This is a genomic window from Nocardioides sp., assembly GCF_029937575.1.
In the GTDB taxonomy this organism is placed as follows: Bacteria; Actinomycetota; Actinomycetes; order Propionibacteriales; family Nocardioidaceae; genus Nocardioides.
This window is the reverse complement of sequence record NZ_JAPYPS010000001.1, coordinates 47929-69209: the sequence shown is the minus strand read 5'-3', so window position 1 is coordinate 69209 and position 21281 is coordinate 47929. Positions and strand designations below refer to the sequence as shown.

The following is a 21281-nucleotide window of genomic DNA, read 5'->3' as shown; positions in this document are numbered from 1 at the left end:
GTGAGACGCGCCAGCGGATCACATCGTTGGTGGTCGAGCAGCCCGCGCCGGCTGAGGAACGAAGCCGCGACCGGGCGTGTCGAGACCTGGTGCGGACAGTCACGGCCGTGAGCCATAGCCTTCAACCCATGACGTCGTCCGCCGGTCCGAGGTATCTCGGGCCGGCGGACGTCCGTCGTCTCGCCGGGGAGCTGGACCTGCGTCCCACCAAGCAGCGTGGCCAGAACTTCGTGATCGACGCCAACACCTGCCGCCGGATCGTGCGCGAGTCCGCCATCACCGACGCCGACGTGGTCATCGAGGTCGGTCCCGGCCTCGGGTCGCTGACCCTCGCCCTGCTCGACGTGGCCCGGCACGTGACGGCCGTCGAGATCGACGACAAGCTCGCCGGCCTGCTGGAGACGACGATCGCGGAGTACGCACCCGCGCAGGCCGATGCCTTCACGCTCGTCCACGCCGACGCGTTGCGGATCACCGACCTGCCGGGGCCCGCGCCCACCGCGCTGGTCGCCAACCTGCCCTACAACGTGTCGGTGCCGGTGCTGCTGCACCTGCTCGCGCTGCTGCCGTCACTCGAACGAGGCCTGGTCATGGTCCAGGCCGAGGTCGCCGACCGGCTTGCGGCCCGCCCCGGCACCAAGGCGTACGGCGTCCCCTCCCTCAAGGCGGCCTGGTACGCCGACGTACGACGCGCCGGCGCTATCGGGCGCAACGTCTTCTGGCCGGCGCCCAACGTCGACTCGGGGCTGGTCGCCTGGGCCCGCCGCGAGCCACCGCCCACCACTGCTTCCCGTGACGAGGTCTTCGCCGTGGTCGACGCCGCCTTCGCCCACCGCCGCAAGGCCCTGCGCGGGGTGCTGCGCGAGCTCTTCGGCTCCGCCGAGGCAGTCGAGGCCGCCCTGGACCACGCGGGCGTGGACCCGCTCACCCGCGGGGAGGCGCTCACGATCGAGCAGTTCGCCGTGCTCGCCGAAGGACTGAGATGACACCGCCACCCACCGGCTCGACGTCGCGGATCGGCCGGTCCCTCCCGGTGACCGTGCGCGCCGCCGCGAAGATCAACCTCCACCTCGGCGTGGGAGCCCCGCGCGAGGACGGCTTCCACCCCCTGACGACCGTCTACCAGGCGATCGGGCTGTGCGACGACGTCACCGCCACCCGCCATGGCGATGCCGACAGCGACAGCGGCAGCGACAGCGGCGGGGGTCTGCGGGTCGTCGTGGGCGGCAGCGACTGGATCGACCTGGACGCCGTACCCACGGATGAGCGCAACCTCGCCCACGCCGCCGCGATCGCGCTGGGACGCCTGCACGGGCGCGAGCTCGAGGGTCGCCTCGACATCGAGAAGGCGATCCCGGTGGCCGGTGGGTTGGCGGGCGGCTCGGCCGATGCCGCCGCCGCACTGGTGGCCCTGGACCGGGCCTTCGACCTCGACACCAGCGACGACGACCTGCTCCGCATCGCTGCCGAGCTGGGCAGCGACGTGCCGTTCGCCCTGATCGGCGGTACGGCGCTCGGCACCGGCCGCGGCGAGCTCGTCGAGTCGGTGGCCGACGTCGGGACCTGGTGGTGGGTGCTCGTGCCCGACCGGGCCGGACTCTCGACCCCGGAGGTCTACCGGCACTTCGACAAGCTCTTCCCGGACGCGCCGGCGCAGCCGCCGGAGGCCGACCTGCTCCTCGGGGCGCTGCGCACCGGTCAGGCCGTCAGCCTGGCCCGCACCCTGCACAACGACCTCCAGGAGGCCGCCATCGACCTGCGCCCCGAGCTCGGTGGGCTGATCAGTCGCGGTGAGAGCGAGGGGGCCCTGCGCGGGCTGGTGTCCGGGTCCGGACCCACGTGCGTCTTCCTGTGCGAGTCCGCCGACCACGCCCGCGACCTCGCCGGCGCTCTCATCCGCTCGGGGCACGACAACGTGCTCGTCGCCAACGGTGCCGTCGCCGGCGCCCATCTCGTCAAGGACCATGCCTGATGGCCCAGCAGAACCTCCTCAACCTGGAGAAGGTCGTCAAGTCCTACGGCATCCGCCCCCTGCTGGCCGAGGTCTCCCTCGGCGTCGGCGCGGGTGACCGGATCGGCATCGTCGGACGCAACGGGGACGGCAAGACCACCCTGCTCGAGGTGATGAGCGGGATCGAGGAGCCGGACGGCGGCCGGGTCTCCCAGCAGCGCGGACTCCTCATCGGCTACCTGCACCAGGGCGACGAGCTGGTCGACAGCCACACCGTGCGCGAAGCCGTGCTCGGCGGTCGCTCCGACCACGAGTGGGCGGCCGACTCCACGCTGCGCGAGATCGTCACCGAGCTCCTCGCCGGCGTCGAGCTGGACCGCGCGGTGCTCGGGCTCTCCGGTGGCGAGCGACGTCGCTGCGCGCTCGCGGCCCTGCTGCTGGGCGACCACGAGCTGATCGTGCTCGACGAGCCGACCAACCACCTCGACGTGGAGGCGGTGGCCTGGCTGGCCGGGCACCTGCGCCGCCGTACGTCTGCGCTGGTGGTGGTCACCCACGACCGGTGGTTCCTCGACGAGGTGTGCCAGTGGACCTGGGAGGTCCACGACGGCCAGGTCGACGTCTACGAGGGCGGGTACGCCGCGTTCGTGCTCGCCAAGGCCGAGCGTGCGCGGCAGGCCTCTTCGTCAGAGGCGCGCCGGCAGAACCTGATGAAGAAGGAGCTCGCCTGGCTGCGCCGCGGTGCTCCCGCCCGCACGTCGAAGCCGAAGTTCCGCATCGACGCCGCCAACCAGCTGATCGAGGACGAGCCGCCGCCGCGCGACCGCCTCGAGCTGCAGAAGTTCGCCACCCAGCGGCTCGGCAAGGACGTCATCGACGTCGAGGACGTCGACCTCTTCCGGGGCGATCGTCAGCTGCTGTCGGGCGCCACGTGGCGGCTCGGCGCCGGTGACCGCGTTGGCATCGTGGGAGTCAACGGCGCCGGCAAGACGTCGGTGCTCTCGCTGCTCTCCGGCACCCTCGCACCGCGGGCGGGCACGATGAAGCTCGGCCGTACGGTCGCGCTGCAGCACCTCACCCAGGCGCTCGACGACGTCGACCCAGACGGACGGGTGCTGCCCACCGTCGAGGGGATCCGGCGGGTCACGACCACGGCGACCGGCGAGATCACCGCCACGTCCTTGCTCGAGCGCTTCGGCTTCACCGGCGACCGGCTCACGGCTCGGCTGGGCGACCTCTCCGGTGGCGAGCGACGCCGCTTCCAGCTGCTCAAGCTGCTGCTCACCGAGCCCAACGTGCTCCTGCTCGACGAGCCCACCAACGACCTCGACATCGAGACCCTCAACGTGCTCGAGGACTTCCTCGACGCCTGGCCGGGCACCCTCGTGGTCGTCTCCCACGACCGGTACTTCCTCGAGCGCGTCACCGACTCGGTCTGGGCGCTGCTGGGTGACGGTCAGCTGTCGATGCTGCCGCGCGGGGTGGACGAGTACCTGGAGCGGAGACAAGCGGGGGCGAGGAACGAGCCCGCGGTTGTCGGGAGCGAAGGTAGAGCGAGCGACACGACCGAGGCACGAGGTCGTGCGAGCGAGACGAAACCCGGCGAGACGAACGGCAGCACCGGGGACAGCGTCGTACCGACGAAGGCGAAGCCCGGCTCCGCCGAGGAACGCGCCGCCCGCAAGGCGATCTCCCGGATCGAGAAGCAGCTCAAGCGGGTGCTGCTCCGCGAGATCGAGCTCAACAAGGAGCTCGAGCAGAGCACCGACGACTACGAGCGCCTGGCCGCGCTCGGCGCCGAGCTGCAGCAGCTCCTGGCCGAGAAGGACGACCTCGAGATGGAGTGGCTCGAGGCCTCGGAGGTCGTTGAGTAGCGGCGGGTGGGGTGACGCATGAATGGCGCACCGGCCCGACGCGCGTGACGGGACTACCCAGCAACCGGCGGCGACCCGAACGGCGACAACAGCAACCGCAGGAGGCCGGCCAGGCGGGTCTGGTCGTCGACCGGGAAGTCGGCGAGCAGGGCGCGCTCGGCGTCGAGGAGGGCTTCGAAGGCGCCGTCGACGGCAGTCTTGCCCTCGGGGGTCAGTCGGACGATCACTCCGCGACGGTCGCCGGGGTCGGGGGAGCGCTCGACGAAGCCGCGCCCGGCCAGCCGGTCGACCCGGTTGGTCATCGTGCCGCTGGTGACCAGCGTCTCGCGCAGCAGGCGTCCCGGCGAGAGCTCGTACGGCGCGCCAGCGCGGCGCAGGGCGGCGAGGACGTCGAACTCCCACGACTCGATGCCGTGGTCGCTGAACGCCGTACGGCGGGCCAGGTCCACGTGGCGGGCCAGGCGCGAGATCCGACTGAACACGGCGACGGGCTCGAGGTCGAGGTCGGCGCGCTCGCGCGCCCAGGCCTCCATCAGGTCGTCCACCTCGTCACGCATGCCGCGCACTCTACGCCCCCCTTCAAGAATCTTGACATCGAGATAAACCCGGCGCATCCTGAAGTATCTTGACGTCAAGAAGAAAGGCCTCCGATGGCCGGGACGCAGCCACACTCGTGGGACCCCGAGCGCTACCTCACCTTCGCCGATGAGCGAGGCCGACCGTTCGTCGACCTGATCTCCCGGATCGGTGCACCGGCACCGGCCGCCGTGGTCGACCTCGGGTGCGGCCCCGGCAACCTCACCCGTCTGCTCGCCGAGCGCTGGCCGCAGGCGCAGGTGACGGGCCTCGACTCCAGCCCCGAGATGATCGCTGCCGCCCGCCGCGACGTCGTACGCCCCGATGGCGACGGGTCGCTCTCGTTCGGGGTCGCCGACCTGCGTGAGTGGCGACCGGACGCCCCCGTCGACGTCCTGGTCTCCAACGCGACCCTGCAGTGGGTCGGCGGTCATCTCGACCTCCTGCCCCGCCTCGTGGAAGCGGTCGCGCCTGGAGGCTGGCTGGCGTTCCAGGTGCCCGGCAACTTCGCCGAGCCGAGCCACGAGATCCGACGCGTGCTCGCCGACGAGGCGCCGTACGTCGCCCACACCCGCGGCCTGGCCACGCCGGCGAGCCACGACCCGACGGTCTACCTGGAGGCGCTCGCCGCGCTCGGCTGCGCCGTGGACGCGTGGGAGACGACCTACCTGCACGTGCTGTCGACGCGCGCCGACCCCGACCCCGTCTTCACCTGGGTGAGTGGCACCGGGGCGCGGCCGACCCTGCAAGCGCTGGAAGCCGAGTCCGCCGGACTCCGAGGGGAGTTCGAGGAGGAGCTCAAGGCGCGGCTGCGTACGGCGTACCCGCCCTCGGACCGGGGCCGGGTCCTCCTGCCTTTCCGGCGCGTCTTCGTCGTGGCGCGGGTCTCGCGAGGTGCCCGATGAGACTCCACCACGTCCAGGTCGCCTGCCCCCAGGGGGGTGAGCCGCCGGCGTGCGACCTCGACGCCGAGGCCGCACGGCTGCGGAGGATGGGTTGCGAGGTCGACGAGAGCCAACGGCACACGTTCGCCGGCTTCGAGCGGCCGCACACCTTCGACACCCACGGCGACCGGGTGGAGCTGCTGGCCGCTGCCGACGGCGGAGCTGAGGCCGGCGGGCCAGTCCATGAGATACCCACCCCGGCGTAACCCCTGGTTCAATGGGGCGTTGTAACTGCGACTCGCCGGGCCTCTCGGGGCCCGACGGTTCCAGTGATCGTCCGCAAGGGAAGCCATCGAGGTTCCCGCAATGGGGGGCGTCTCGGCGTGGGGCCGAGATTTGCCGGACAGACAAAGGGGTGTGGGGCCATGTCGCCATCTGGTAGCGACCGTACGGCGGTGCTCAATCGCATCAAGCGCGCTCAGGGGCAGCTCGCCGGAGTGCTGCGGATGATGGAGGAGGAGCGCGAGCTCTCCGCCGTCCTCAACCAGCTCAAGGCGGTCACCAGCGCCCTGGACCGGGCCGGCTTCGCGATGGTGGCCGCGGAGTGGCGCGGCAGTGTCGACGACGGCGGGGCCGTGACCGAGGAGCAGCTCGAGCACCTGGAGAAGCTCTTCCTGTCCCTGGGATGACGGCCGGCCGGACCCACCTGGTTACCAGCGGGTAATATGCGGTGGCATGAGTCAGGTCCTCTCGCTGTGGCGCACCGCCAGCAGCCTTCCCGTGGTCGGGACGACGTGGGGCAAGAAGGCGTTCTCGATCGCCTTCAGCCAGAAGGCGCCGTACTTCTCCACCATCCGCCCACGCTTCGTGGAGCTGCGGGCCAACTACGCCGAGCTGGTCATCCCGAAGCGGCGCGGGGTGCACAACCACATCGGCACCGTGCACGCGATCGCGTTGTGCAACGGCCTCGAGGCGGCCATGGGCGCCCTGGCCGAGGCCTCGATCCCGCAGGACAAGCGCTGGATCCCGCAGGGGATGGACGTCACCTACACGGCGAAGGCGACCAGTGACATCACCTGCATCGCCGAGACCGACGCCGAGCAGTGGACCGGCGACGACCCGCAGCTGCCGGTGCGGGTGCGTGGCGTGCGCGACGACGGCACCGTGGTCATCGAGGGTGTCATCAAGCTCTACGTGACCCCGAAGAAGTAGCGCTGTCAGCCGATTCCCGGTGACGGCGGCCGGGGAAGCGGCAGACCGCCGTCCCCGAGGTGCGTCACGTAGCTGGCTCGCCAGTTGCCCGACGAGATCCACTCGGCGAGCAGGTCGTTGACCACCGCGACGTCGGGCGAGCCCTTGGGCAGGCCGATGCCGAAGCGATGCACGGCGAACGGCGACTCGACGACCTTCAGCTCCTGGGGCTCCTCCGCGACGAAACCGCTCAGGACGACGTCCTCGGCGCTGACCGCCCCGGCGTCGCCGTCGCGCACCGCGTCGACGCACTCGCGCAACGATGCGCGGGTGACGACGCGGGCGCCGGGGGAGAAGCGGTCCGAGGTGAGCACGGCGCTGTCCTCGGAGCCCCGCACCGAGCACAGGCGACGCCCGTCGAGACTGTGCGGCCCCGTGATCCCGGCGTTGTCGAAGGTGACCAGCAGGTCCTGCTTCGCGGTGACGTAGGGCCCGGCGAAGTCCACGAGCCGGCTGCGCTCGGGGGTCATCCGGTAGGTGCCCACCACCAGGTCCACGTCGCCGTTCTGCAGGCTCTCCTCCCGATCCGCCGGCGCGACCGGCACGAACTCGATCTCCTGCTCGGTCCACCCCAGCGCGGTGGCGACGTAGCGGGCGACGTCGATGTCGAAGCCCACCAGCTGGTCGCCCTCCAGCTCGGCTAAGCCCGGCGCGTCCGCGTCGATCCCGATCGTGAGGCTGCGCTGAGGCCCTGCGGACACGGCGTCGTCCGTGCAGCCCGCGAGCGCGAGGCTCAGCAGGGCGGTCACACCTGCGAGCAGGCGGTTCAGGTGCATGTGGGGTGCTCCAGGAGTCGGGTCCGGCGGGCGAGGCTGCGTCTGGGGCCCGCCGCCCGTCGAGTGTAGGACGGTGGCCGGGCCCGCGCAGGCACTCGGTAGCAGCTCTCGTTTGTCGTGCTGCCAGGCTCCCCGAGTAGCCTGCGCGTGTGGCAGGCCCAGATTTCGAGACCCAGATCAAGCAGCTCCAGGCGACGATGCACACCATCGGTCAGGTCCTGGACCTCGACGGCATGCGCGAGGAGATCAAGGACCTCGGCGACCAGGTCGCTGCTCCCGACCTCTGGGACGACCAGGACAACGCCACACGCGTGACCGGCAAGCTCTCCTTCCTCCAGGGCACCCTCGACCGCTTCCTCGAGCTGGAGGGCCGGATCGAGGACGTCGGGGTCCTCATCGAGCTCGGCCAGGAGGAGGGCGACGAGGACTCGATCGCCGAGGCCGAGCGCGAGCTCGGCAAGGTGACCAAGGCCGTCGAGGGTCTCGAGGTCCGCACCCTGCTCAACGGCGAGTACGACATGCGCGAGGCGCTGGTCTCCATCCGCTCCGGCGCCGGAGGCGTGGACGCCGCCGACTTCGCCGAGACGCTCATGCGGATGTACGTCCGCTGGGCCGAGCAGCACGACTACAAGGTCGAGGTCTTCGAGACGTCGTACGCCGAGGAGGCGGGCCTCAAGTCGGCCACCTTCGCGATCCACGCCCCCTACGCCTACGGCACGCTGTCCGTGGAGTCCGGCACCCATCGCCTCGTGCGGATCAGCCCCTTCGACAACCAGGGCCGCCGCCAGACCAGCTTCGCGGCGGTCGAGGTCGTGCCGGTGCTCGAGCAGACCGACGAGATCGACGTGCCCGACGAGGAGATCCGCGTCGACGTCTACCGCTCCGGCGGTCCGGGTGGTCAGTCGGTCAACACGACCGACTCCGCCGTCCGGCTCACCCACCTGCCCACGGGCACGGTGGTCAGCTGTCAGAACGAGAAGAGCCAGCTGCAGAACAAGGCCAGCGCGATGGTGGTCCTCAAGGCCAAGCTGCTCGCGCGCAAGAAGGCCGAGGAGAAGGCACACCTCGACTCGATGCGCGGCGACGTGCAGGCCAGCTGGGGCGACCAGATGCGCAACTACGTGCTCAACCCCTACCAGGTGGTCAAGGACCTGCGCACCGGCTACGAGGTCGGCAACCCGACCGCGGTCTTCGACGGTGACCTCGACGGCTTCCTCGAGGCCGGCATCCGGTGGCGCCGCAACAGCGAGAAGGCCGAGGAGAACTAGCCGCTCAGCGCGGCATCACGCGGGCGGCTGGGAGGCCGCCTCGGCGACCGCGACGCACCAGTCGCCGGTCCGGGCGAGCACGTCCTGGCGTGAGCCGGGAGCGTTGAGCGAGCACGCCAGCCAGGCGTCACCGAACAGCCCGCGGTACGACGCCTCGACGCTCTTGCCGGCCCGGCAGGTCAGCGCCACCGAGGGGTCGCCGAAGTCGGGCGCGCTGCGCTTGACCGAGCATCCCTCCTCGCCGCGGGCGGTCTTCGCGAGATCCTGCGCTGAGTCGGGGGTCACCGGCGGGGCGAAGACCCAGGCGCGGGCGACGGTGCGCCCGCGCTTCCAGCGGCAGCCGTACTCGTGGGCGATGTCCTCGACGCCCGAGGCGATCACGGTCGACTCGCCGTTGGCATAGGTCCGTACGTCGTCCGGCTCCCCGCCGAGGGCGGCGGAGAGGCTCTCGGGCGCGACCAGCTCGCAGAAGCTCTCCCGCGGCACGGTGAGCACGCTGGTGTCGACGTCCTCCAGGGGCGTCGGCACCGGGGGACTCGACGTCGTCACGTCCGCCCCGGGGGAGTCGCCACCCGCGGGCGCGTCGCCGGCTTCGTCGGAGTCGCCCAGCGTGACCAGGAGCACGGCCACGACGACCACGACCAGCGCTGCGACGACCGCCAGCGGGGCGAGACGGCGTACGGCATCGGGGCGGGGGGACACGCCCGCCAATGTATCGACCCGGGCCGCGGCCGGCGTTCAGCCGCATCCCAGGTACGTCGCGTACCGTCAGGCCGGTGATCCGCTTCGAGAAAGTCACCAAGTCCTACGCGGGGCCCGACAAGCCCGCGCTCAACCAGGTGACCATCAACGTCGACAAGGGCGAGTTCGTCTTCCTCGTCGGCGCCTCCGGGTCGGGCAAGTCGACCGCGCTGCGGCTGCTGCTGCGCGAGATGCGGCCCACCACCGGTCGCGTCTACGTCGCCGGCAAGGAGATCAACCGCCTGGCGACCTGGAAGGTGCCGCGGCTGCGCCGCCAGATCGGCACCGTCTTCCAGGACTTCCGGCTCCTGCCGAACAAGAACGTCAGCGAGAACGTCGCCTTCGCGCTCCAGGTCATCGGTCGCTCGGGTCGCGACATCAAGCGCACCGTCCCCGAGACCCTCGAGCTGGTCGGCCTCTCCGACAAGGCCAACCGGATGCCCGAGGAGCTCTCCGGCGGCGAGCAGCAGCGGGTCGCCATCGCCCGCGCGATGGTCAACCACCCGATGATCCTGATCGCCGACGAGCCGACCGGCAACCTCGACCCCGCCACGTCGGTCGGCATCATGAAGCTGCTCGACCGGATCAACGCCACCGGCACCACCGTGCTGATGGCCACCCACGACCACGGCGTCGTGGACCAGATGCGCAAGCGCGTCATCGAGCTCGACCACGGACGGGTCGTGCGCGACGAGGCGACCGGCGTCTACGGCTTCCAGCACTAGGCGCGGCTCGCCCGCCGCACACCCCTCGTCGCACCACGCCCTCCCCCCGTCTGGAAAGAACCCCCGCCCCATGCAGCTGCGCCACGTGAGCACCAACCTGCGCCAAGGCCTGCGCCGCAACGCCTCGATGCACCTGGCCGTCGTCCTGACCCTGTTCGTCTCGCTGAGCCTGGCCGGCATCGGCCTGATGATGAGCAAGCAGGCCGAGCTGACCGTCGACGTCATCGGCAGCGAGCTGCAGATCCAGGTCGTGCTGTGCCTGCCCGACGACCCGCAGAACGCCTCCTGCACCAGCGAGGTCACCGAGGAGCAGAAGTCCGCGATCGCCACCGCGATCGACGACAACCCCGAGGTCGCCGACTTCCGCTTCGAGTCGAAGGCCGAGTCGCTGGAGAAGCTCAAGGCGCTCCTGGGCCCCGAGCAGTTCGAGGGGCCGGATCCCGTCTTCACCGTCGAGGACGCTCCGCAGGCGGTGCGGATCACCTTGGAGGACCCCAACGACTTCGACGGCACCGTCGACGCGGTCGCCAACCTCGACGGGGTCAGCTACATCACCCTGGCCAAGGACGAGGTCAAGCCGATCTTCACCCTGATCGACGTCCTGCAGTACAGCTCGTGGGGCGCCGCGGCGGCGCTGCTCCTCGCCTCGATCCTGCTGGTCGCCAACACGATCCGCCTCACGGCCCTGGCGAGGCGCAAGGAGATCGAGATCATGCGCCTGGTGGGAGCCTCGCGCATCTTCATCGCCCTGCCGTTCCTGCTCGAGGCGCTGGTGACCGCACTGCTCGGCGTCGCCCTGGCGGTGGGAGCCGTGGCGGCGTTCACCCAGTTCGCCCTGATCGGCGGGCTGTCCGAGGTCGTCCGGGCACTCCCGTTCATCGGCTGGGCCGAGTGGGCCGAGACGTCGCTGGTCCTGGTGGTCGTCGCGCCGATCCTCACCGTGGTCCCGACACTCCTGCTGACACGCAAATACCTCAGACTCTGACGTCGAGGACCTACCGTGGGGCTCGTTCACTTCCCCGAACGCAGTAAGGCTCACCAGTGCGCTCCTTCCCCGGCGCCGCTCGACATGCTCTTGCCGTCCTTGTGGTCGGTGCCGTGTCGGTGGCAACCCTCACCCTGCCTCTCGCCCACGCCGACGACGACGCGGGCGCTCTCAAGGAACGCCGTCGCGAGGTCCAGGGACAGGTCGCCCGGGCAGCCGGCGACCTGAAGGAGTCCAGCCGCGAGGCGATGCGGGCCGGCCGTGCGCTCGACCGGGCACAGGGCAGGCTGTCCAGCGCCCAGGCCCGCCTCGGCAACGTGCGCAGCCGGCTCGCCGACGCGCAGGCGGTCGAGCAGCGCCTCGAGGAGGAGCTCGTGCAGGCCAAGGCGGCGCTCGCGGCCGCCGACCTCGAGCTCGCCGATGGTCAGCAGGACGTCGCCGACCAGCGGCTCGACGTGCGCGACAGCATCCTCAAGCTCTACGCGTACGGCGACCCGCAGCTGCGCGCGATCGGGGCGTTCTTCAACTCAGCCACCCTCGAGGACCTGCAACGTCAGGACGTCGCCGACAAGGTCATCGTCGGGCGGGGCACCCAGCAGCTCGACGCCTTCGAGCTGGCCGAGCAGCGTCTCGCGGAGAAGCAGCAGAAGGTCCTGATGGCCAAGAACGCCATCGCCGACAACCGCGCGCAGGCACAGCGCCAGGTCACGAAGATCAGCGACCTCTACGACGACGCCACGGCCGCGGAGGCCAAGGTCGCCCGCCTGGTCTCCTCGACGGAGACCAAGAAGAAGAAGGCGCTCCAGGTCAAGGCTCAGGACCGCGCCCGGCTGCAGGCACTGGAGAAGCGCGAGGCCGCGATCCAGGAGCGCTTGGTCCGCCTGGCCCGCCGCGAGGCGGCCAAGCAGGCGCAGCAGGGAGGTGGCTTCACCGGCAAGGCTGGTGGCTTCCTCGGCTACCCGACCAACGGGCCGGTGACCTCGCCGTACGGCTATCGGGTCCACCCGATCTACGGCTACTACGGTCTCCACAACGGCACCGACTTCGGTGTCTCGTGCGGTCAGGCGCTGGTGGCCTCGGCGGCCGGCACCGTGATCGACACCTACTACGACGACGTCTACGGCAACCGGCTCTTCCTCAACGTCGGGATCGTCAACGGCAAGAACCTCGTGCTGATCTACAACCACCTCTCGGGGTTCAAGGCCACGAAGGGCCAGCGAGTGTCGCGCGGCGACGTGGTCGGCTATGCCGGCTCCACCGGGTGGTCGACCGGCTGCCACCTGCACTTCACGGTGATGGCCAACGGCACGGCCGTCAATCCGATGACCTACCTCTGACGGGAGCCGGTCAGGGGAGGCCGCCCATGTCGTTGCCCTGCGGGTTGTAGGGCGTCGGGCCGCCGTACTGGGTCGAGTCGCCATGCGCCTTGCCGATGCCGTCGCGCGACAAGGTGCCGTGGCGCTTGCCGCGCTTCTTGAGCCGGTAGTCGGAGCGCGCGGCGAGCAGCAGGACGACGGCGACCGGTACGAGCACGAGCAAGAAGAGCCACATGACTTCCACCTCCGAGTTGCGGACCCGCACGGTAGCACCGGGCACGGCACCGGGCACGGGTGAAAGCCGGTTGCTCCGGCCTGCGAGAATCGTGGGATGGCCAAGCAAGCAGGGAAGGCGAACGCTCCCAAGCGCACCGTGATCGCCGCCAACAAGAAGGCGCGTCACGACTACGCCATCGACGACACCTTCGAGGCCGGCCTGGTCCTGGTCGGCACCGAGGTCAAGTCCCTTCGGCAGGGGCGGGCCTCCCTGGTCGACGGCTTCGTCGACATCGACGGGGGTGAGGCCTGGCTGCACGGCGTCCACATCCCGGAGTACTCCCAGGGCAGCTGGACCAATCACTCCGCTCGGCGCAAGCGCAAGCTCCTGCTCAACCGGATCGAGATCGACAAGATCGAGCGTCGGGTCACCGAGAAGGGACTGACGGTCATCCCGCTGTCGCTCTACTTCGTCGACGGCCGCGCCAAGATCGAGATCGGCCTGGCGAAGGGCAAGAAGTCCTGGGACAAGCGCCACTCCCTGGCCGAGCGTCAGGCCACCCGCGAGACCGAGCAGGCGATCGGCCGCCGGCTCAAGGGCATGGATGACTGAGCGTCCTGCGCACCCGGACGCCGCCGCCGTGCGGTCGTTCTGGGAGGGGCTGGGGCTGCCCGGGCTCTTCGACGTCCACGTCCACTTCCTGCCGCCCAACATCCAGCGCGCGGTCTGGGCGGTCTTCGACGCGGCCGGACCCAAGATCGGGCGCGAGTGGCCGATCCGCTACCGCGAGTCGCACGAGGAGCGCGTCGCGATCCTGCGCGACTTCGGTGTACGCCGGTTCTCGACGCTGCCCTACGCCCACAAGCCGGGCGTGGCGACCTACCTCAACGACTGGTCGCGCGAATTCGCCGCGGGCGTGCCGGAGGTCGTCTCCTCGGCGACGTTCTACCCGGAGCCGGAGGCGGGGGGCTACGTCGCGGCGGAGGTCCACGCCGGCGTCGAGATCTTCAAGATCCACCTGCAGGTGGGGGAGTTCCACCTCGACGACCCCCTGTTGGATCCCGTGTGGGGCGTGCTGTCGGACGCCGGTACGCCGGTGGTGGTGCACGCCGGCTCCGGACCCGTCGGCAACGACTTCACCGGACCGGGCTCGATGAGGCGACTGCTCTCCCGCTTCCCGCGGCTCTCCCTCGTCGTGGCCCACATGGGCGCTCCGGAGTGCGCGGAGTTCCTCGCTCTCGCCGAGCGCTACGAGTCGGTCCGCCTCGACACGACGATGATGTTCACAGAGTTCTTCGGGGCTTCCTACCCCGCCGACCTGGTGCCCCGGCTGCGCGACCTCCAGCCCAAGATCCTGCTGGGCTCGGACTTCCCGACGATCCCCTACCCGTACGTCGAGCAGCTCACCGGCCTGGCCGGCCTCGACCTGGGCGACGACTGGCTGCGCGCCGTCTGCTGGGAGAACGGGCGCGACCTGATCGGGCTGTGAGCCCCGGCCCCGCCCGGCCCCGCCCGGGCGGGCATGGCCGGCGTCGAGGTGCACCTAGGGTGAGCGAGTGGCTGACGGGACCTGCGCTGACGACTTCGCCCCACTGAGGGGCCTGCTGGATCGCAACCTCGCCGACGGGACCGACGCCGGCGCCTCGCTGGCGGTCGTCCACGACGGCGAGCTGGTGGTCGACCTGTGGGGCGGCGAGGCGCGACCCGGTGTCGCCTGGACGCGCGACACGCTCGTGCAGGTCTGGTCGGTGACCAAGACGATGGTGGGGTTGGCGGTGCTGGTGCTCGCCGAGCGCGGTGGGATCGACCTCGACGCCCCCGTCGCTCGCTACTGGCCGGACTTCGCCGCCGCAGGCAAGGGCGACGTGCTGGTGCGTCAGGTGCTCGGCCACACCTCCGGGGTCCCCGGGTGGAGCGCACCGCTCACCGTCGGGGAGCTGATCGACCTCGAGCACAGCGAGGCGCTCCTGGCCGCCGAGACACCCTGGTACGAGCCGGGCTCGGCACCGGCCTACCAGATGATCGACCACGGCCACCTGCTCGACGCGATCGTGCGGGGAGCGACCGGGCGTGCGCTGGCGGACGTGCTGCACGAGGACGTCGTGGGACCGCTCGGTGGCGGCTTCCACCTGGGGGTGCCCCCGGACCTGCTCGGCGACTGCGCCGACCTGATCGCTCCGCCTCCGGCCGACCTGGACCCCGACAGGCCGCCGACCGAGTTCCTGCTCCGCACGGTGCTCAACCCCTCGCTCAGCACGCGTACCTGCAACGGCGCGCCGTGGCGACGCTCGGCCGTCGGGGGCGCCGGCGGCCACGGGACGGCGCGCGGCATCGCTCGGGCGCAGTCGGCGCTGTCGCACGGCGGCGAGGTGGACGGCGTACGGCTGCTCTCTGCCGGCCTCCTGGACCGGGTCTGGGAGGTGCAGTCCACCGGCACCGACCTCGTGCTCGACGTCCCGCTGACCTTCGGCCTCGGCTACGGCCTGCCCACGACGTCGGCCCCCGCGCTGCCGAGCGGCCGGATGTGCTGGTGGACCGGCTACGGGGGAGCGATCGTGGTCAACGACGCCGACTCGCGCACGACGATCGCCTACGCTCCCAACCGACTCGTCAACCACCTGGTGAGCTCGCCGCGCACCGACGGCTACGTGCGTACGACGTTCGACTGCCTGGACACGGCCTGAAGGAGACCCGATGGACCTGTACGCCGCCCTGGCCGACGAGCGCCGCGCGATCGCAGCCCGGCTCGACACCCTCACTCCCGAGCAGTGGAGCACCCCGTCGCTGTGCTCCTCGTGGACCGTGCACGAGACGGCCACGCACCTGCTCGTCAGCTGTGACTTCACGCTCCGCGAGGTGGCCGTGGCGATGCTCCGGGCGCGCGGCAACGTCGACCGGCTGCAGGAGCGTCTTGTCGCCAACCGCGCCCAGCTCTCGCCGGAGCGCGTGGTCGCTGGCCTGCGCGAGAAGGCCGACGCACGCCAGGTGCCACCGGTCGTGGGCGTGCGTGGTCCCTACACCGACGCGATGGTGCACCAGCTCGACATGTGGATCCCGCTCGGCCTCGACGACGAGCGACCGGTCGAGCGGTGGCGCCCGGCGCTCGACTTCCTGATGACCAAGAAGGCCACCGTCGGATTCCTCCCCGCGGCGGCCCCGGACCTCTGGTACCAGGCCACCGACCTCGAGTGGCAGCACGGCACCGGCGACGTCGTCTCCGGCACCGCCGCCGACCTCGCCCTCGCGATCCTGGGCCGTACGCCGCGCCTGCAGCGCCTCGACGGGCCGGGGGCCGACGCGCTGCGTGCCTACGCGCGCCGCTGAGCGCGCGGCCGGGGCGGGCATGAGCCGGCTGCGCACGTCCCCAGAGCAACCAGGTGGGCTCTGTCCGTGCTTCCCGCTAGACTGTCCGAGACAACTCAAGAGGGGCTGATCGGTTTCGACTTGGGACGTTAGTTCCAGGGGAAGCGGGTCGAGAAGCCAACGTCATCTCGTAAACGATCGTTGGAAACCTATAACTGCCAACACCAATCGCAGTTCCTTCGCTCTCGCTGCCTGAGCAGTGACCGAAGCGTCAGACCGGGCATCCGTCTCCGTCCCGGATCCTGGCGTCGACTAGGAGACTTGCTGATCACTCTCTGTCAGGAGGGGTGATCGGGACTCAATCCTGACTGGGCCTGTCGGCGACGTGTCAGTGCGAGCGCCGGGGCCGAGAAAACGACATCACTGACTGCACCCGGAGAAGACCTGGTTCGGCGCTCGAGGACGCGGGTTCGATTCCCGCCAGCTCCACCCAGGGGTCTTCGCAGAATTACGCGGAGATCTTCGTAGAATTGCCGGTCCCGGTGGGTCACACCACCGAGAGCCAGCCCTCTTGAACCACAGCCGCCCCGACCAGGTCGGGGCGGCTGTCGTGCTCCGCAGGTGGTGCCGGCGGGCCCGTAAGAGCGTCCGGAGACCTGCCCGTTCTCGACCTCTCGAACACCAGCCTGAGACGCTTCCAGAAGTCTCCAAGACTCTCCCGACCTCGCGCTATCCGGCCTCGACGGGCAGCCAGAGCTCACAGGTCGCGGTCGCCGCTTCGGCGTCCAGGGCGAGCGTCGCCACGATCTCCGGCCCGGGGCGAAGCCGCCAGGGCTGGGACGGGAACCAGGTCGTGGCTGTCGCGGCCCAGACCTCCTGCAGGGCGGCGGGGTGTGGGCCCTCGGTCCGGAACACGGCCCAGGTGCCGGCCGGCACCTCGATCACGTCGAGCCCTTCCGGCGGGTCGGCAGTGGTCGCCACGCCATGGAGGAAGGTGCACTCGCTGCCCTCGGTACGGTCGGGGTCGAGGTCGTCACTGACACCGAGCACGCCCGATGGCTCGGTGTCGTTGAGACTCTTGAGCCGCACCGTCTGCTGCACCTCGATGGAGGCGACATGGTCGGCGATGTGGGGGTTGATGCCGTCGTGGACCAGCGGCACGCGCGTGGCGTGACCGACCAGGCGGATGGCGGGCAGGGTGGTGATGCGGGTGTCCATCGGAATGCTCCCTTCGACGGTCAGGTGGAACCTGATCCGCGGTTGTGTGCGGAGGGGACCCCCGTCACGCCGTACGTCGCCCGGGCTGACGCCGTGAACGGCCCTGAACGCACGGCCGAACGCCTCGGTCGAGCCGTAGCCGTAGCGGACGGCGACGGTGAGCAGGCTGTCCTCGGCGTTCACCAGCTCGGCGGCCGCCGCGGCCATCCGGCGCCGCCGCACGTACTCCGAGAGCGGCATCCCGGCCAGCGACGCGAACATCCGGCGCAGGTGGTGCTCGGTGGTGCCCGATCTCGCGGCGATGACGGCGACAGCGACGTGAGCGGCCGGGTCGCTCGCGAGCTGCGACTCGACGTCTTCCACGGCGAGGTTGAGTACGGCGATCATCGCGGAGTCCCTTCTGTCGCGTTCCAGACTGCCGCGCCCTGGCCCGGCGCGCCCGATCATCGCGGCCCGTATCGATCACCTCGTGATCCGCCGTCTCCCCACGCCGGCCCACGTCTCGTCGGGCCGCTGCGGTACGTAGGCTCACGTCCATGAAGCTCGTGGGCGTCATCCTGCTCGCTGTCGTGTGGCTCGCCGCCTGCGGTGCGGACGAGGAGCCCGTCCCGGCAGGCCAGGAGACCACTCCGAGCGCCCCGAGCGCCCCGAGCGAACCGAGCGAACCGAGCGGCCCGAGTGAACCGGCCGACCCGGCCGGACTGGAGTCGGTCAAGCGCGACGTCGAGACCGCGGCGGTCTCGCTCGAGAGCTTCTACCGCGGCTCGCCGTACCCGCGCACCACCGCCGAGGTCGTCGAGACCCTCGGTGACGCCGGTCTGACCCTGGCGGCAGGGAACACGATCGCCGGGTACGTCTACGACGACGCCGCCGTCGAGTTCACGCTGTGCGTGGAGAGCGAGTCGGGGGCGTGGGCGACCTACGACACCGCTCCGATGACGCTGCGCGAGAACGGCGCCACCGGCGGCTGCCCGTTCGGCTGAGCCGGGCTCAGACGCCGCCGAGCGCAGCGACCTCGTCGGCCAGGCTCGTCACATCGGTCTTCTCCATCACGACGACGCCGGCGCTCTCGGTGCGCGCCCGGTCGAGGGTGGCGCTGAAACCGGTGAACAGCACGATCGGCGTCTGGTCGCCGCGTCCGCGAAGGTCGTCGGCGACCTCGAGCCCGGAGCCGGGCGGCATGTTCTGGTCGAGGACGAGGACGTCGAAGCTCGCCTCACGCAGGGTGGCGATCGTCTCCTCGCCGCTGGTGGTCGTCGTGACGCTCCAACCGCGGCGTGAGAGCAGAGCGGAGACCACGAAGCGGATGTCCTCGTCGTCGTCGGCAACGAGCACGTTCATCAGTTGGCCTCCATCAGTCGCAGCACGAAGTGGGTCCCGTGCGAGGTCGTCGGTCCCAGGCTGAGCGCGCCGCCCTGCGCCGCCGCGGCGGCGCCGGAGACGAGGAGGTCGAGGTCGCTGCCCTGCGGGGGAGCGAGTCCCGGAGACGGTGCGCCACCGCCGTACACCTCGACGTCCACCCCACCTGCGTCGCGCTCCGCGACGGGGTCACGCACCACCGCCGTCCAGCGCACGCCCACCGAGCCCTCGCCGGCGTCACGGGCGCGGATGGCGAGGGTGCGCAGGATCTGCTCGGTACGGCGGGGATCGCACATCACGCGCACGGGCTTGCCGGCCACGGGCTCCACGGTCACGCCGCGCTGGTCGAGCAGGGCGCGTCGGACGAGGTCGCCGAGGTCCACCGAGGCCGTGACCGGAAGCAGCGGGAGGCCGGCGGCGATCCGGGACCCGTCGAGGAACTGACGCACGAGTCGGTCCAGCACCACCATCCTGTCGCGGGCCCGGACGACGGCATCCGAGCGGGCACCGTCGTCGATCCCCGACAGCGAGAGCATCTCGAGGGCAGACATCACGACCGACATCGGCGTCTGCAGGTCGTGGCTGAACTCCGCGAGCATGGCCGCTCGTGCCGCGGTCGAGGCCTGCTCGGTGCGCAGGCGGGTCAGCTCGAGGGTGGAGCGACAACGAGCGAGGAGCTCGGCGGCGGTGAACGGCTTGACGACGTAGTCGTCGGCGCCGGCGACCAACGCGGAGGTCGCGGCGTCGCTGCCGGCACGCGCCGAGAGTGCGATGACCGGGACCCCCGTGTGCTGGGGGTCGGCGCGGAGGCGCTCGATGAGTCCGAGTCCGTTGAGGCGCGGCATGGTCATGTCGGTGACGACCAGGTCGACCTGCAGGTCGGCCAGGATCTCGAGGGCCTCGATCCCGTCGCGCGCCGTCACCGTCGACCCGAGATCTGCCAGGACCCCGACCACCCGGCTGCGGATGCCCTCGTTGTCGTCGACCACGAGGATCCGCGGCCGGCCGGCCGCAGGCTGCTCGCCGGCTGCGGCCAAGCCAGTGCTCTCGGTGGTCGTGGTGACGTCGCGGGCGAGCACCTCGGCGGCGATCGTCGACCGCGGTCCGGCTGTCTCCGGGAGCGACGCCACCACCCGGGGCAGGCGCACGGTGAAGGTGGACCCCTCACCGGGCGTGGAGGTGACCTCGATGGTGCCGCCCAGGGTGCGCACGGCCTCCGCGACCACGGCGAGACCCAGCCCGGTGCCTTCGACGCTCACGGAGGAGGGCGTCTCGATGCGCTGGAAGCGGTCGAAGATCCGGGACTGGTCGTCCTCGCGGATGCCGATCCCGCTGTCGCGCACCTCGAACCTCACGTGCTCCGCATCGGCGTCGAGCTCGACCTCGACCCAGCCGTACGGCGTGTACTTGACGGCGTTGGCCGTCAGGTTGATCACGATGCTCTCCCAGAGCGACGGGTCGACCGACAGCACGCCCACGTCGTCGATGGCGGTCGTGAGCGTCAGACCGCCTCGCAGTGCGGCCACCTCGAAGGGGAGGACCAGGTCTCGGGTCAGGGCACTGACAGCGACGGACTCGTTCATTGCGACGCGCGGCTCGACATCACGCTGGGCCGCGTCGAGCAGGCCGTTGACCAGTCGCAGCAGCCGGTGTGCACTCTGGTGCATGCTCGAGACCTGGGCGGGGGCCAGCGTCGGGTTGGCATCGGCCAGGGCATCGTCCAGAGGGCCGAGGAGCAGTGTGAGCGGCGTACGAAGCTCGTGGCTCACGGTGGAGAGGAACTCGGACTTCGCCGCGTCGAGCTGGGCCAGAGCCTCGACCCGTGCGTGCTCGTCGGCACGGGAGGCGGCCGCGCCCATGGCCTGACTCACCTGGTCGCCGACCAGAGCCAGCCACTGACGATGTGCTTCGTCGAGCGGTCGCAGCGGGTGCAGCCCGAGCAGCAGCACTCCGACGAGCCGGCTGCTGGCGCGCACCGGGAGGGCGATGGCGGGACCCGTCTCCAGCTGCGCCTCGGTCAGCTCGGCTGTCGACCAGCAGGTCTCGACCACTCGCTGTGCTGCCTCGTCGTCCCCGCTGCGCGAGGCGCCCTGGGTCGCCGTACCGAATCGCGGACCCCTGGTCAGCGATCCCGCCGCGTCGGCGCCGTAGTAGGCGCCGTGCACCAGGTCGTCACCGGCCTCCGCGAGGACGAGCAAGGTGCGCTCGACGGCCTCGTCGGGTTCGACCGCGGCCGCGGCGCCTACGGCGAGCGCGTTCAGCAGGGCAAGCCTGCGGGAACCGACGACCTCGACGGTGCGCTCGGTCAGGACCGTGAGGACACCTCCGGGACCGGGACCCTGGCCGTCCAGGGAGACGTGCGACCAGCAGAACGAGTAGAACGTCTCCTCCAAGCCCGAGCCGCGCTCCAGGACGAACCGCACGTCCTCGTCGGACTCGGCCTCCCCACCGGCCAGGATCGCGCGCTGGCGCGGTCCGATCTCGTCCCAGATCTCCGCGAACTCGTGGGAGAGGTTGCCGCCCAGCGCGGAGGGGTGCTTGCTGCCGAGCGTGGGGATGTAGCCGTCGTTGTAGATCATCACGAACTCGTCGCCCCAGGTGACGGTCATCGGGAAGTGGCTGCGCAGCACCATGCCGACCACCGCCCGCATGCTCGCCGGCCAGGTCGAGGGCTCACCCAGGGGTGTCGACGACCAGTCGAAGGTGGCGCAGCGCTCGGCCATCTCCCCGGAGCAGGCGAAGATGGGGTCGCGAGACCCGTCCACAGCCGTCGGAGAGGACATGTCGCACATCGTGTCATTTTCGGTCATCGAAATGCTGCCACTTCGGGTGGGGAG

Annotated in this window: 23 protein-coding genes and 1 other RNA gene; 17 read left to right on the top strand and 7 right to left on the bottom strand. The window is 70.8% G+C overall.

Annotation, left to right across the window (positions count from 1 at the left end; genetic code table 11):
- The first annotated feature begins 128 nt into the window (after positions 1-128).
- The 3 genes from rsmA to Q1K33_RS00415 are packed head-to-tail and all read left to right on the top strand — an operon-like array spanning position 129 to position 3825.
- On the top strand, positions 129-986 hold the full coding sequence (gene rsmA / locus Q1K33_RS00425; RefSeq protein WP_300399702.1) for a 16S rRNA (adenine(1518)-N(6)/adenine(1519)-N(6))-dimethyltransferase RsmA: 858 nt from the start codon (positions 129-131) through the stop codon (positions 984-986).
- A complete protein-coding gene (locus Q1K33_RS00420; RefSeq protein ID WP_300399701.1) occupies positions 983-1972 on the top strand; it encodes a 4-(cytidine 5'-diphospho)-2-C-methyl-D-erythritol kinase in 990 nt (329 codons plus the stop codon). Before rsmA ends, Q1K33_RS00420 begins: the two co-directional genes overlap by 4 nt.
- Complete coding sequence (locus Q1K33_RS00415) at positions 1972-3825, top strand: ABC-F family ATP-binding cassette domain-containing protein (protein ID WP_300399700.1); 1854 nt, start codon at positions 1972-1974, stop codon at positions 3823-3825. The genes Q1K33_RS00420 and Q1K33_RS00415 overlap by 1 nt, the downstream gene beginning before the upstream one ends.
- A 53-nt stretch (positions 3826-3878) precedes the next feature.
- Here the strand turns inward: Q1K33_RS00415 and Q1K33_RS00410 are convergent, their stop codons facing one another.
- A complete protein-coding gene (locus Q1K33_RS00410) occupies positions 3879-4382 on the bottom strand; it encodes a MarR family transcriptional regulator (RefSeq protein ID WP_300399699.1) in 504 nt (167 codons plus the stop codon).
- A gap of 93 nt (positions 4383-4475) precedes the next feature.
- On the opposite strand from Q1K33_RS00410, the gene Q1K33_RS00405 reads away from it, so the two are divergent.
- The 4 genes from Q1K33_RS00405 to Q1K33_RS00390 all read left to right on the top strand — a co-directional run bounded on the left by Q1K33_RS00405 (position 4476) and on the right by Q1K33_RS00390 (position 6497).
- Positions 4476-5306 carry a trans-aconitate 2-methyltransferase gene (locus Q1K33_RS00405; protein WP_300399698.1) on the top strand — a complete coding sequence of 277 codons (831 nt, stop codon included), beginning with the start codon at positions 4476-4478 and terminating at the stop codon, positions 5304-5306.
- A complete protein-coding gene (locus Q1K33_RS00400; protein ID WP_300399697.1) occupies positions 5303-5551 on the top strand; it encodes a hypothetical protein in 249 nt (82 codons plus the stop codon). Before Q1K33_RS00405 ends, Q1K33_RS00400 begins: the two co-directional genes overlap by 4 nt.
- Before the next feature lie 159 nt (positions 5552-5710).
- Entirely contained in the window at positions 5711-5974 is a 264-nt protein-coding gene (locus tag Q1K33_RS00395) for a metal-sensitive transcriptional regulator (protein ID WP_300399696.1), read from the top strand.
- 46 nt (positions 5975-6020) lie between these two features.
- A complete protein-coding gene (locus tag Q1K33_RS00390; RefSeq protein WP_300399695.1) occupies positions 6021-6497 on the top strand; it encodes a hotdog fold domain-containing protein in 477 nt (158 codons plus the stop codon).
- 5 nt (positions 6498-6502) lie between these two features.
- On the opposite strand, the gene Q1K33_RS00385 is transcribed toward Q1K33_RS00390, so the two are convergent.
- Entirely contained in the window at positions 6503-7312 is an 810-nt protein-coding gene (locus Q1K33_RS00385) for a transporter substrate-binding domain-containing protein (RefSeq protein WP_300399694.1), read from the bottom strand.
- A 149-nt stretch (positions 7313-7461) separates the two neighbouring features.
- On the opposite strand from Q1K33_RS00385, the gene prfB reads away from it, so the two are divergent.
- Positions 7462-8580, top strand: a complete 1119-nt coding sequence (gene prfB / locus Q1K33_RS00380) for a peptide chain release factor 2 (protein ID WP_300399693.1) — start codon at positions 7462-7464, stop codon at positions 8578-8580.
- Between the two features lie 15 nt (positions 8581-8595).
- Here prfB and Q1K33_RS00375 read toward each other — a convergent pair whose 3' ends face one another.
- The gene (locus tag Q1K33_RS00375) at positions 8596-9282 is read right to left on the bottom strand and encodes a hypothetical protein (RefSeq protein ID WP_300399692.1); all 687 of its coding nucleotides are present in this window, start codon (positions 9280-9282) and stop codon (positions 8596-8598) included.
- 74 nt (positions 9283-9356) lie between these two features.
- On the opposite strand from Q1K33_RS00375, the gene ftsE reads away from it, so the two are divergent.
- From ftsE to Q1K33_RS00360, 3 genes are all read left to right on the top strand, one after another.
- A complete protein-coding gene (gene ftsE / locus Q1K33_RS00370) occupies positions 9357-10046 on the top strand; it encodes a cell division ATP-binding protein FtsE (RefSeq protein ID WP_300399691.1) in 690 nt (229 codons plus the stop codon).
- A 70-nt stretch (positions 10047-10116) separates the two neighbouring features.
- Positions 10117-11031 carry a permease-like cell division protein FtsX gene (ftsX, locus tag Q1K33_RS00365; RefSeq protein WP_300399690.1) on the top strand — a complete coding sequence of 305 codons (915 nt, stop codon included), beginning with the start codon at positions 10117-10119 and terminating at the stop codon, positions 11029-11031.
- 119 nt (positions 11032-11150) lie between these two features.
- On the top strand, positions 11151-12368 hold the full coding sequence (locus Q1K33_RS00360; protein ID WP_300399689.1) for a M23 family metallopeptidase: 1218 nt from the start codon (positions 11151-11153) through the stop codon (positions 12366-12368).
- A 10-nt stretch (positions 12369-12378) separates the two neighbouring features.
- Here Q1K33_RS00360 and Q1K33_RS00355 read toward each other — a convergent pair whose 3' ends face one another.
- The gene (locus Q1K33_RS00355; protein WP_300399688.1) at positions 12379-12582 is read right to left on the bottom strand and encodes a hypothetical protein; all 204 of its coding nucleotides are present in this window, start codon (positions 12580-12582) and stop codon (positions 12379-12381) included.
- Between the two features lie 96 nt (positions 12583-12678).
- Here Q1K33_RS00355 and smpB point away from each other — a divergent pair, with 96 nt between their 5' ends.
- The 5 genes from smpB (at position 12679) to ssrA (ending at position 16359) form a co-directional block, all read left to right on the top strand.
- On the top strand, positions 12679-13176 hold the full coding sequence (gene smpB, locus Q1K33_RS00350; RefSeq protein WP_300399687.1) for an SsrA-binding protein SmpB: 498 nt from the start codon (positions 12679-12681) through the stop codon (positions 13174-13176).
- Entirely contained in the window at positions 13169-14053 is an 885-nt protein-coding gene (locus tag Q1K33_RS00345; RefSeq protein ID WP_300399686.1) for an amidohydrolase family protein, read from the top strand. Before smpB ends, Q1K33_RS00345 begins: the two co-directional genes overlap by 8 nt.
- A 67-nt stretch (positions 14054-14120) precedes the next feature.
- Positions 14121-15248: a serine hydrolase domain-containing protein gene (locus Q1K33_RS00340; RefSeq protein WP_300399685.1), complete on the top strand. Its 1128-nt coding sequence runs from the start codon at positions 14121-14123 to the stop codon at positions 15246-15248.
- A 10-nt stretch (positions 15249-15258) separates the two neighbouring features.
- Positions 15259-15888: a maleylpyruvate isomerase family mycothiol-dependent enzyme gene (locus Q1K33_RS00335; protein WP_300399684.1), complete on the top strand. Its 630-nt coding sequence runs from the start codon at positions 15259-15261 to the stop codon at positions 15886-15888.
- Positions 15889-15989: 101 nt separating this feature from the next.
- Positions 15990-16359: a transfer-messenger RNA gene (gene ssrA, locus Q1K33_RS00330) on the top strand.
- A gap of 237 nt (positions 16360-16596) precedes the next feature.
- Here ssrA and Q1K33_RS00325 read toward each other — a convergent pair.
- The gene (locus Q1K33_RS00325) at positions 16597-17472 is read right to left on the bottom strand and encodes an AraC family transcriptional regulator (RefSeq protein ID WP_300399683.1); all 876 of its coding nucleotides are present in this window, start codon (positions 17470-17472) and stop codon (positions 16597-16599) included.
- Positions 17473-17621: 149 nt separating this feature from the next.
- Here Q1K33_RS00325 and Q1K33_RS00320 point away from each other — a divergent pair, with 149 nt between their 5' ends.
- The gene (locus tag Q1K33_RS00320) at positions 17622-18068 is read left to right on the top strand and encodes a hypothetical protein (protein WP_300399682.1); all 447 of its coding nucleotides are present in this window, start codon (positions 17622-17624) and stop codon (positions 18066-18068) included.
- A gap of 7 nt (positions 18069-18075) precedes the next feature.
- Here Q1K33_RS00320 and Q1K33_RS00315 read toward each other — a convergent pair whose 3' ends face one another.
- Complete coding sequence (locus Q1K33_RS00315; RefSeq protein WP_300399681.1) at positions 18076-18426, bottom strand: response regulator; 351 nt, start codon at positions 18424-18426, stop codon at positions 18076-18078.
- Positions 18426-21227 (bottom strand): ATP-binding protein, encoded by a 2802-nt coding sequence (locus Q1K33_RS00310; protein ID WP_300399680.1) that lies wholly within the window; start codon positions 21225-21227, stop codon positions 18426-18428. Before Q1K33_RS00310 ends, Q1K33_RS00315 begins: the two co-directional genes overlap by 1 nt.
- Positions 21228-21281: the final 54 nt, after the last annotated feature.